Here is a 13,276-nt window from a genome sequence, read left to right as displayed (position 1 = left end):
AGGTGCTCATTACATTGCTCTGTATGGTCGTCGGACTGTCTATGCAGGCACAAACAGTTACCATTGGTACTGGGACCAGTACCCAGATTTATCCTTTAGGTACTTATTATGGGTACGAGCGATCTGCAGGGCTTTATACGTCTGCAGAAATTAGTGCTTCCGGAAGTATTCAGTCTGTTGCATGGAATGCTACGGCGGCAGTAACTGTAAATATTCCTGTGAAAGTATATCTTAAATCTGTACCAAGCTCAACAACAGCTCTTACAGCTCAAAGTTGGAATACTTTAACTACGGGAGCAGTTTTGGTATATGATGGAACTGTAAATAATATAACAGTTGGATGGAATACCATAGCATTACAAACTCCTTATTATTATAACGGAGCAGATAACCTTATGGTGATGGTTGAAACCAATTTTGGAGGATCAGGTGCTGGGACAGGTAGTACAGGTGGTTCTTTTACTTATACAAGTAATACTGCAAAGCATTTGTATTTACAAAAAGATACTACTCCTCCAGGAGCTACAAACAACCTGACTCTTAATGGGCAAAGACCAAATGTTCAATTAACATTTGCTCCAGCTACTGGATGTTTACCATCTGGTGCAATAAGTTTGGGAGCAGTAACAGCAACTAATGCTGTAATTAGCTGGACAGCACCTACTCCTGCTCCTGCTATGGGTTATGAAATTTACTATAGTACAACCAATACAGCCCCAGATGCTGCAACACCACCAACACAAACGGTTGCAACAGGGACAACAGCTACACTTTCTCCTTTAACTCCTCTAAGTACATATTATGTATGGGTAAGAGCAAAATGTAGTGGAACAGAGCAAAGTATTTGGTCAGGACCAGTTTCTTTCAGTACACCGGCTACTTGTCCGGCAATGCCAACAGGAGGGACCTTGACAATGGGAACTATAACAGCAACAACCGCTGTATTGAATTGGACTGCTTATACTCATGCACCAGCAGGAGGTTTTGATATTTATTACAGTACAAGCAACACTGCTCCAACAGGTACATCTATACCTCAACAAAATGTACCAGGAGGAACAACGGCAACTCTTACACCTCTAATTCCTAATACAACATATTACGCATGGGTGAGAGCAAGATGTAGTACAACAGATCAAAGTACATGGTCGGGACCGAGAAGTTTTACAACTCCTCCTACATGTATTCCTTTGACAGCTTCTACGTTAACAGTAGGAACAGTAACACAGACAAGTGCAGTTCTTAACTGGAATGCACCTGCTACGCCACCTGCAATGGGGTATGAAATTTTTTATAGTACAACAAATACACCTCCTGTGGTAGGAACAACTCCTTCTCTGGTGGTTCCAACTGGAACAACTGCTACAATATCTCCTTTAACGACAGGTGCTGTTTATTACTGGTGGGTACGAGGGGTATGTACAACAACTGATAAGAGTACTTGGGTAGCGGGACCTAGATTTGTTCCAGGACAAATTGGTTCAGGGGCAGGGATCTCAACTCAGCTTCCGGTGAATTCTAACTGGGAATACAATTATTCTCAACAACTTTATACGGCTTCAGAAGTTGGAACAGCATTGGGAACAACGAGGTTAATTACTTCAGTGAAGTTCTTTGCAGAAACGACTAAAACGCCTCAAACTAATTATAATGGTTGGAATGTTTATTTAGGAAATACAACTAAAGCAAACTTCTCAAGTACAACTGATTGGGTTCCTGTAGGTAATATGACTCAGGTGTTTTCTGGGACACTTCCTACAATGACCAATGGGACTTGGGTGACAATTCAATTAACAGCACCATTTGTATGGGATGGCGTTAGCAACCTTGTAATTGCAGTTGATGAAAACACACCAGGTTTAACATCAGGTACTGCGGAATGGGGATCTTATAATGCAGGAGCAAATAGAGGAATTCTATATCGTAGTGATACAAACAATCCTGATCCGGCTTCTCCTCCAACGGCTTCTGGCAGATATGCAGATATTCCAAGATTGATGCTTACAGCAGTAGATTTACAGCCGTGTTCAGCAGCACCTCCTACAGGAGTTACCGTTTCTAACGTTACTCCAAGTACAGCTATTGTAAGCTGGTTGCCGGCTGCAGGAGCTACTTACGTGATTCAGTATAGAACAGGAACAGGAGCTTGGCAGACAATCAATGTGACTACACCTTTTACAAGTAGTGCTCTTCTGTTTAATTTGGCAGATCAGACTCAGTATGAAGTTCATATTGCTACTATTTGTCAAGGTAACCAGGGGACATATTCTACAAGTGTGTTCTTTACTACTCCTGCGCTTACTTATTGTAACAATACACCTACCAATACTACTTCAGATGGTTATATCAGTAAGGTAGTTGTTACGCCTACAAACGGACCATTAATGGTAAGTAATTCCGGATATGACGTTTATAAGGATTATACAGCTGATCCTACGAGATTAATTACTTTTGTAAGAGGTACATCAAACAATAAAATAAGTGTTACTAAATTCTGGCCAGGTTCAACATCAAGTTATGGTGTTGGGGTATGGATTGACTTTAATAGAAATGGCGTTTTTGAAGCAAGTGAGCAAGTGCTTACATCTTCAAGCAGTACTACAACTCCAGTAACAAACGGAACCGGTACTTTTGCTATACCGCTTCCTCCAAACCCAGCTATTTATAATGGTCCTCTTCTTACACGTATGAGAGTCGTGATGATGGATGGTACTGTTTCTACACCTTGTGGAACATTTGGTTCATTTGACTACGGTGAAGTAGAAGATTATTCAGTGAAATTGATTGATCAGCCTGCATGTTCTACGACACCTCCGGCTATTACTGTTTCAAACATTACAGATAAGAGTGCTACTTTCTCTTGGATAGCTGCTACAGGTGCTACATATCAGATACAATACAGAGAATTACCAAGTGGAGCTTGGCAAACGGTAAATCCAGTACCTGCTCCAGGTAACGTTTATACTGTACCAGCTACACCTCCTTTAAAAGAGCAGACTCAATATGAAGTGAGAATCTCTGTAAAATGTACAGGTAGCTTTGGATCATGGTCTACACCTACACCATTTACAACTTTACCATTGCAGTATTGCCCGGTAACAGGTAGTGGAGATAATGACCATATTTCTAATGTAACAATTACTTCTGCTAACCTTGGAACTCCTCCAATGAGTAATAATACAGGGCAGAATAACTATACAAGCTATACAACTCCTGCAACACTTATTACATTGGATGCAGGATCTCAGAACAATAAAATTTCTGTAGCAAAAGGATGGAACGGATCTACAGGTAATGATGCTGTTGCAGCATGGATAGACTTCAATAGAGATGGTGTATTTGATAATGCAACAGAGCGAATTCTTGGTATTGCTGGAAGTACAGTTACACCGGTTTCGGCACAGTTTAACGTTCCTACAAATGCAAATACAGGTCCTTATCCTACTACAATGAGAGTAGTGTTAAAACGTTCATCATCTATTCCTACGGCATGTGCAAATGCTATTGATGGAGAAGTAGAAGATTATGCAGTAAGAATCAGAACATGTGGTACAACAATTCCAAATGCACCTACATTCCCTGTTGCAACGCTTACTCACAATTCTGTAGATGTTGTTCTTGGTGGAGCTACTACTTATCGTGTACAATACAGAAAATTAGGAGATCTTACATGGATAGATTTATATACAGCTACATCTCCGCTTACAATCAATGGATTGGAATCTGCTACAACTTATGAAGTTCAGGTTTCAGCAGTTTGTGGTGGAGCACTTGGTACTTCTACAGCAATTAAGACCTTCACAACGAGATGTGATCCTACGCCTCCAAATGTTACTGTAAGTAGTATAACTCCAACGACAGCCTTAATTACTTGGTCACCACTTGCAGCAAGTTCTACTTATACATTGAGATGGAGAAAAGTAGGAGTGACGGGATGGCCAAATGCAGATATTGCATTGCCTGCATCACCTGCAAATACCTATGTATTAGGAAGTGTAATTCCTTTGGATCCCTATACAACCTATGAGGTAATGATTGCCAATCAGTGTAATGGAGAAAGTAGTTTAAATCCATTCTCAAATCCTAAAGTATTTACAACGGAAAGAATTTGTCAGATTGCACCTCCTGGCTTGACAATTACTCAATTGTTGCCAACAATGGCAGAGATCAAATGGGATCCTTTCCCAGGAGCAACATATGTTCTTAGATATAGAAAAGTAGGTATTCCAAGTTGGACAGAAGTTCCTACCCCTGTCAATACTGTAATATTGAATGGTCTTACAGAAATGACAAAATACGAAATGCAGGTAGTTAATATCTGTAGTGGAACCCCAGGAAATTATACTCCTCCTTATTACTTTACCACGCCAACAGTAATTTACTGTAAAATGGGATCAGGAAGTTCAACAGGAGAGCATATTTCTAAATTAACATTTATTCCTAACGGTAAGCCAAAAATGGAAAATCCTTCAGGAGCATCAACGTATACAGATTATACAGGAGTTCCTAAGACATTTATTGAATTGATCCAGGGATCTACAGATAACGAGATCATCATTGATAAAAAATGGACAGGAAACACATATAACGAAGGAGTATCAGTTTGGATCGACTTCAACAGAAATGGAGAGTTTGATATCAATGAAAAAATCTTTACTTCATCTCCTAATAGAGACAGTCCTGTATCAGGTAAGTTCAATGTGCCTTCGGATGCATTTGTAAGTATGACAGATTACAAATATGTAGTAATGAGAGTGGCAATGGAAAGAGATGGTGTTCCTGTAAGTTGTACCAACTTCAATAATGGAGAAGTGGAAGACTATACCGTAAGAATTTCCAAAAAAGGAGTTCCTAATCCACTTGATCAGACGGATATTATGATCTATCCAAACCCTGTAAGCTCAATATTGTATGTTAAAAATATCAGCAAGAAAGCGAAGTATAAAATTTACAATGCAGCAGGACAGGTTATCGGAGACGGTATCTTACTGAATAACCAGATCAATGTAAGCAGATTGATTAACGGTGTTTATGTAATCGATATTGATGATAATGGTAATACCGCTCAGAAGAAATTTATCAAAGAATAATAGATAAAATTTCATATAGAATAAGCCTCCAGAAATGGAGGCTTATTTTTTTGTAATAATTTAAAAGATAAATCTACATATGTTGAAATTTTCACTTGAATTACTTTTTATTGTTTGTTTTTTTAATTTATATAATGATTTGTTAGTGATTTTTCATGCAATCGAGCGTTTTGTATTGTCTTTTGGTAATGGATGGTTTATTTTTGTGAGATTAATACAAATTTTTGATAGAAATTATGAAGAAAATCTTTACATCCTTCTTTTTTCTTTGTTTGTTCACAATGTTTCATGCACAATGGGCTCAAACAGTTTTTAATGAAAGAGAACTTCGAAATGATATTCATCCCAAAGGGTACTATACTTTGGACATTTCATTGTTGAAATCACAACTGGCAAAAGCTGAGGAAGCAGGAACCAATGCAAAGCCTGTTACTATTTCAATACCTACTCTCAGTGGGAAAATAGAACAGTTTGCTGTTTATAGTTTTCCGGTTATGGTGAAAGAGCTGGCTGATCAATATCAATTGGGCTCATATGCTGGAGTAGGGATTGATGACCCCTCCAAATACATAAGATTTAGTCTTGCTCCAAATGATTTTCAATCGATGATGATTTCAAATGAAGGATCAGAATTTATTGAACCTGCAAATGCTAATAAAACCATTTATGAAGTTCATCCAAAAACACAGAAAGGTAAGTCGGGGTTCATCTGCTCTACCGAGGAAAATCTTCACGATAAAAAAGAAATAGAAAAGCTCCGTCAAAATGGGCAGCTTTTTAATCATCAACCTAATAGTTTTGCCAGATCTTCTGATAGAAAATACAGAACACTAAGGCTAGCCATATCTGTAACAGGTGAATATACTCAATTTTTTGGTGGGACAGTGGCTGGTGCTTTAACAGGAATAAATGCAACGCTTACCAGAGTAAATGGTATTTATGAAAAAGACTTTGCTCTGCATTTAATTCTACAAAACTTTCCAAATGTTATTTATACCAACCCAAGTACAGACCCTTATTCCGCGGTAACAGGAGGGCAGGCTCCTGATGCTTGGAATACAGAGTTGCAGCAAACACTTACCGCTAATGTTGGAGACGTTAATTATGATATAGGTCACTTGTTTGGGGCAAGTGGAGGTGGAGGGAATGCTGGTTGTATAGGTTGTATTTGCTTAGAACCAGGTAATCCTGATCCAAGTACAGGAAAGGGAAAAGGTTCTGCATTTACTTCTCCTGCCAATTCCGGACCTCAGGGTGATACTTTTGATATAGACTTTGTTGCCCATGAAATGGGACATCAATTAGGAGGAAATCATACCTTTTCTTATCAATTTCAAACACCCAATACCCAATTTGAACCTGGTTCAGGCTCCACAATTATGGCATATGCCGGAATTGCTAATGGAAACGCAGCTAATTATGGGATCTTTCCTTCGCCCGGAGGTACTTTCGATATACAGCCCAATACGGATCCTTATTTTATTAATAATAGTATAAAACAGGTTCAGAGTACTTTAATAACCAGAACATGTGATATAGAAACTACGGCTACAAATACTCCTCCGGCAATTGCTTCATTACCTACTTATAATATTCCAAAGGGAACGGCTTTTGTTTTAACAGCTTCAGTTACGGATGCAGAAAACGATCCGATGACATATACTTGGGAACAGGCTGATGCAATGATTTCCGGCGGTCCTTCAATAGATAATATTAATTTAGGAAATACAACCACAGGAGCGTCATTCAGGTCGTTAACTCCATCTGCAAGTCCTACACGTTATTTTCCTAAGCTGTCTTCAGTATTAGCCGGAGTTTTACATGATAATAATGGATGGGAAGCTGTGTCTACTGTAGCAAGAACAACAAAATTCTCAATAACTGTAAGAGATAATAATCCTCTTGTCAGTCAGCAGCAGACGCAATCTGCAATTCAAACAATTATTGTAGGAAATAATGGTCCTTTCAAAGTAAATCCAACAACAGTTTATAATAACGGACCAACAACTGTGACATGGGATGTTGCAGCTACCAATGCAGCTCCCTATAATACAACTAATGTAAAAATTGATTTTACTTCAGATAACGGATTAACCTGGCATGTGGTAACAGCCTCTACAGCTAATGATGGTGCTGAATCATTGGATTTTAGTGCATTTCCTCTTCCTACAGGAGGTACAGCTAAAATAAGAATAAGTGCTATTAATAATGTATTCTATGCTATAGGAAATGCTCCGATAGAAACTCTTCCTACTTGTGTATTAACTCCTCCAGGAGGAGTTTTAGTTACAGCTCTTACACAGTCAACGGCTACTGTTACCTGGAATGCATCTTATAATGCGTCTTACTTAGTGCAATACCGTGTAGCGGGTACAGCTGCCTGGATTAACGCTAATCCCAATCCAACTTCAAATACCATAACAATTAATGGTCTATCAGCAGGGACAACGTATGAAGTTCAGATTGCAAATATTTGTTCAGGTGTAACGGGAAGTTTTTCACCAATTAAGACTTTTACAACTCCATATTGTAGTGCAGTTTCAAGTAATACTGATAGTGGTTATATATCAAATGTGATAGTAGCTGCTGCCAGTTCTTATACAATGAGTAATAATTCGGGAGCTAATAATTATACTGATTACTCATCAGATGTGACAAAATTAATTACTTTGGTTCGTGGAACAATAAGTAATACAATTTCAGTATCTAAATCGTGGTCAGGTGCTATGGCTAATAAAGCTGTAAGTGTCTGGATAGATTTTAATAAAAATGGAACTTTTGATACGAACGAAAGAGTTTTAAATATAGGGAATAATCAGACTACTCCTGTGTCAGGAAACTTTACTGTACCTGCAACAGCTTATATTGGACCTCTTGAGACAAGAATGCGTGTCGTAATGAGAGACCTGAATAATCCGGCTGCCTGTGGATTATTTGCCAATGGAGAAGTTGAAGATTATGGTGTTAAAATAATAGATATGCAAGCATGTAATAGTTCCGCTCCAAGTAGTATTACTATTACTAACCTTACACCTAATTCTGCTGCTGTATCATGGGTAGCAAGTACTGGGGCAACCTATATATTAAGATACAAAAAGGTAGGAACCACTGCATGGACTACGATAGATCCTGTAGGAGGAGTTGGTAATAATTATACAATTTCAAACTTGGAAGAGCAGACTCAATATGAGGTTCAGGTAGCAACAAATTGTAATAATACTTCAGGGTCATTTTCTGCTTTACAACAATTTACAACACCAGCCGTATCATACTGTTCAATGACCGGAACCGGGACTAATGATCATATTTCAAATGTAATGGTAACTCCTATAAATCCAGCGTTACCAATAATGAATAATAATTCTGTTCAAAATAACTATACAAATTATACAACACCAGCTACGTTAATTACACTGGAAATAGGTTCAACAAATAATAAAATTTCTGTAGCAAAAGGATGGACAGGTTCAACTCAAAATGATGCAATTACGGCATGGATAGATTTTAACAGAGACGGACAATTTATAAATTCCGAAAGAATACTTATTTCTGCTGCAGGGATCAATACGCCTGTTACAAGTACATTTAATATTCCTGCAAATGCCTATTCTGGTCCTTTAACTACAGTGATGAGAGTAGCCCTGCGAAGAGGAAATGCTCCTACCATGTGTCAAAATATTGTAGATGGAGAAGTGGAGGATTATGTTGTAAAATTGAAACCATGTAGTACTGAAACACCAACAGGGCTTGCAGTAAATGCGGTTACTCATAATTCTGCAACTCTGAATTGGACAGCGGCAACAAATAACCTTACCTCTCTTGTTCAATATAGGATATTAGGAACAATTGTATGGACAGATGTTTATGTTTCAGATGTGTCATATATACTGAATAACTTGTTGCCTGCTACTACTTATGAGGTTCAGATTACAGCCAATTGTGGAATTACACTTGGTACCCCTACCGCAATTAAGACCTTCACAACGAGATGTGATCCTACCCCTCCGAATGTGACAATAAGTAGTATAACACCCACTACAGCATTGATTACTTGGTCTCCACTTGCAGCAAGTTCTACTTATACACTGAGATGGAGAAAAGTAGGAGTAACGGGATGGTCAAATGCAGATATTGCACTACCGGCATCACCTGCAAATACCTATGTATTAGGAAGTGTAATTCCTTTGGATCCCTATACAACCTATGAGGTAATGATTGCCAATCAGTGTAATGGAGAAAGTAGTTTAAATCCATTCTCAAATCCTAAAGTATTTACAACGGAAAGAATTTGTCAGATTGCACCTCCGGGCTTGACAATTACTCAGTTATTGCCAACAATGGCAGAGATCAAATGGGATCCTTTCCCAGGAGCAACGTATGTTCTTAGATATAGAAAAGTAGGTATTCCAAGTTGGACAGAAGTTCCTACCCCTGTCAATACTGTAATATTGAATGGTCTTACAGAAATGACAAAATACGAAATGCAGGTAGTTAATATCTGTAGCGGAACCCCAGGAAATTATACTCCTCCTTATTACTTTACCACGCCAACAGTAATTTACTGTAAAATGGGATCAGGAAGTTCAACAGGAGAGCATATTTCTAAAGTAACAGTTATTCCTAACGGTAAGCCAAAAATGGAAAATCCTTCAGGAGCATCAACGTATACAGATTATACAGGAGTTCCTAAGACATTTATTGAATTGATCCAGGGATCTACAGATAACGAGATCATCATTGATAAAAAATGGACAGGAAATACATATAACGAAGGAGTCTCAGTTTGGATCGACTTCAACAGAAATGGAGAGTTTGATATCAACGAAAAGATCTTTACTTCATCTCCTAATAGAGACAGTCCTGTATCAGGTAAGTTCAATGTGCCTTCGGATGCATTTGTAAGTATGACAGATTACAAATATGTAGTAATGAGAGTGGCAATGGAAAGAGACGGAGTTCCTGTAAGTTGTACCAACTTCAATAATGGAGAAGTGGAAGACTATACCGTAAGAATTTCCAAAAAAGGAGTTCCTAATCCACTTGATCAGACGGATATTATGATCTATCCAAACCCTGTAAGCTCAATATTGTATGTTAAAAATATCAGCAAGAAAGCGAAGTATAAAATTTATAATGCAGCAGGACAGGTTATCGGAGACGGTATCTTACTGAATAACCAGATCAATGTAAGCAGATTGATTAACGGTGTTTATGTAATAGATATTGATGATAATGGTAATACCGCTCAGAAGAAATTTATCAAAGAATAATAGATAGAATTTCATATAGAATAAGCCTCCAGAAATGGAGGCTTTATTATTGAAAAATGGATGGGTTTTTAATGAACTAAATCAATATATGTTGAAGTTAATATTTAAGTTTCCTTTATATATGGCGGTTTTAATGTTATAAAATATTTATTAATCATTTTTTGTTGAATTATTTATTTTTTATTGTTTGTATTTGACAAATTTGTTTAAGTTTGTGAGAATATTACAAAATATCAATGGTAATTATGAGAAAAATTTTTACATCATTAAAATCCCTTAATATATTGGCAATTGTTTTCACGAATTGTTCAATAATTGTTGCCAAACGTTGCGATGTTCGACCTTGGCTAAATCCTAATCTTTTTAAAAGAATTCCAATAGCTTCAGAAGGAGTGTTTATAAGAAGTTTATAAAGAAACTATAAAACTAATAACTATGAAACAACATTATTTTTTGCTGAAAGCCTTTTGTACTATTATTTTAGGCTTTTTGCTGGGATCCTGTTTTCCATCCACTTCAGCTACTTTTCCATATAGAGAAGATTTTAGTGCAGGTAACGGTGACCTTACTTTTGTCAATGGATCGCAAACAAATAAATGGATGCACGGAAGTGCTGTGGGAAATCCCCCCAATGCCATCTATATTTCTAATACGAATGGAAATACAAATGCCTATAATGTTACCGGTTCAAGTATAGTGCATACCTACAGAGACATTGCAATTCCTGCGGGGACCGGAAACACAATTTTTTCATTCGATTGGAGAGCAGGTGGGGAGAGTACTAAAGATTATCTGAGAGTATGGCTTGCTCCCTCTACTTTTACACCTGCAGCCGGAACCAGTATTACTGCCGGAGCTGGAAGGGTCAGAGTTGGTAATGATTTTAATATGCAGACTGCGTGGCAGACCTATATTAATGCTAATTTGGATCTTAATACTTTTGCCGGTGCAGATATGCGTCTGATATTTGAATGGGTAAATAATAACAACGGTGGAACTCAGCCTCCTGCTTCAGTAGATAATATTTCATTAGGAAAATGCTTTTTTCCAACATCTTTACAAGTATCAGCGATAACACCAACTACAGCAATATTAAGTTGGGCTGCTCCAGCAGCACCGCCGGCAGACGGATATGAATACTATATCACTACAACCAATACACCGCCGAATTCAGGAACAACTCCTACAGGAACCACTAGTATTCTGACAGCGAATTTATCTCAACTGATTCCTAATACTACTTATTATTGGTGGGTACGTTCAGCATGTAGTACAACCGATAAAAGTATCTGGGTTTCTGGTGGCAACTTTAGTACACCTACTTGCGATATAACAACCCCGGTAATTACAGTGAGTAATGTAACCCATAATTCTGCTACTTTACGATGGCCACGAACGAACAAAGTAGATAATTACCAGGTAAGATACAGACCCGTTGGTACATTAAATTGGACCACAACAAATGCACCGGTAGCTTTACCTCCGCTTACAATGAATACATTTAATTTAACGAATTTATTATCTGCAACATTATATGAAGTAGAAGTAGCTGCTGTATGTAACGGTACAACCGGAACTTTTTCTCATGATGAATTTGTAACTAAATGTGATCCTACACCTCCCGTTGTAACAATCAGTAGTATTACATCTACCTCCGCTTTGATTACCTGGTCACCCCTTGCAGCAAGTGCTACCTATGTGATGAGATGGAGGGAAGTGGGGACAATCCCGTGGAACCAGGAGAATTTACCTGCTCCACCTGCCAATACCTTTACACTTTCAAACTTAGAAGTTAATAAGACATATGAAGTTCAAATTGCTAATCAGTGTATAGGCGGTACTTTAAATCCTTATTCAAATCCTAAAGTATTTACTACAGAAAGAGAATGTCAAACGCCTCCTTCAGGATTAACAATAATTCAATTATTACCTACATGGGCAGAAATTACATGGGATCCATTTCCTGGGGCTACTTACATTCTCAGATATAGAAAAGTGGGGATTCCAAGCTGGACAGAGATTCCTACACCCGTTAATAATTTGATCTTGAATAACCTTACGGAATTAACTAAGTACGAAATGCAGGTAGCCAATATCTGTAATGGAACAGCTGGAAATTTTACTCCGATGTATTATTTTACAACTCCTACAGTCGGTTACTGTCAAATGATTTCAGAAAGTTCAGTAGGAGAGCATATTTCCAAAATAACAGTGAAACCAAATGGAAAACCTGTTATGGAAAACTCTTCAGGAGCTTCTAATTATACAAATTATACAGGAGTTCCTAGTACAATTATTGAATTGATTCAAGGATCTGTAGATAACGAAATCATTATTGATAAAAAATGGACTGGAAATACCCAAAACGAAGGAGTTGCTGTATGGATTGATTTCAATAGAAACGGAGATTTTGATATTGATGAGAAAATCTTAATCTCGTCACCGAATTCTACAAGTCCTATCTCAGGTAAATTTAATGTACCAGCTAATGCTTCTGTAAGTATGACAGATAATAAATATATCGTGATGAGAGTGGCTATGGAAAGAGATGGAGTGCCTGTAAGCTGTACCAAATTCAAAAACGGAGAAGTAGAAGATTATAAAGTAATAATCTCTAAAAAAGCAGCTCCAAACTTATTAGATCAGAATAATGATATAACGATTTATCCTAATCCGGTACATACTGTATTGCATGTAAAGAATATCAGTTCAAAAGCGAATTATAAACTTTATAGTCTCTCAGGTCAATTACTCGAAAGCGGCATCATACTACATAATAAAATTGATGTAAGTAAACTAGTCAACAGTGTATATGTAATATATATTGATGATAATGGAGAAACAATAGAAAAGAAGTTTATCAAAGAATAGTACAAAAAAGCCCTCTTTTTCAGAGGGCTTTTTATATGTAAAGCT

At 37.5% G+C, this 13,276-nt stretch carries 3 protein-coding genes; all 3 read left to right on the top strand.

From position 1 onward, the window contains the following. The first annotated feature begins 23 nt into the window (after positions 1-23). The 3 genes from BW983_RS09015 (at position 24) to BW983_RS09000 (ending at position 13,231) form a co-directional block, all read left to right on the top strand. The gene (locus BW983_RS09015; RefSeq protein WP_167369976.1) at positions 24-5,090 is read left to right on the top strand and encodes a fibronectin type III domain-containing protein; all 5,067 of its coding nucleotides are present in this window, start codon (positions 24-26) and stop codon (positions 5,088-5,090) included. 236 nt (positions 5,091-5,326) lie between these two features. Next, on the top strand, positions 5,327-10,360 hold the full coding sequence (locus tag BW983_RS09005) for a GEVED domain-containing protein (RefSeq protein ID WP_084184396.1): 5,034 nt from the start codon (positions 5,327-5,329) through the stop codon (positions 10,358-10,360). A 435-nt stretch (positions 10,361-10,795) separates the two neighbouring features. Continuing rightward, on the top strand, positions 10,796-13,231 hold the full coding sequence (locus BW983_RS09000) for a fibronectin type III domain-containing protein (protein ID WP_076551634.1): 2,436 nt from the start codon (positions 10,796-10,798) through the stop codon (positions 13,229-13,231). Positions 13,232-13,276 lie beyond the last annotated feature (45 nt).

The sequence above is a fragment of the Chryseobacterium ureilyticum genome (assembly GCF_900156735.1).
In the GTDB taxonomy this organism is placed as follows: Bacteria; Bacteroidota; Bacteroidia; order Flavobacteriales; family Weeksellaceae; genus Chryseobacterium; species Chryseobacterium ureilyticum.
The sequence above is the reverse complement of the archived record's forward strand: the minus strand, read 5'-3'. Positions and strand labels throughout refer to the sequence as shown.

Coding starts and splice junctions, on each gene's coding strand:
- BW983_RS09000 (WP_076551634.1), top strand. CDS start 10,796: ATGAAACAACATTATTTTTTGCTGAAAGCCTTTTGTACTATTATTTTA.
- BW983_RS09005 (WP_084184396.1), top strand. CDS start 5,327: ATGAAGAAAATCTTTACATCCTTCTTTTTTCTTTGTTTGTTCACAATG.
- BW983_RS09015 (WP_167369976.1), top strand. CDS start 24: ATGGTCGTCGGACTGTCTATGCAGGCACAAACAGTTACCATTGGTACT.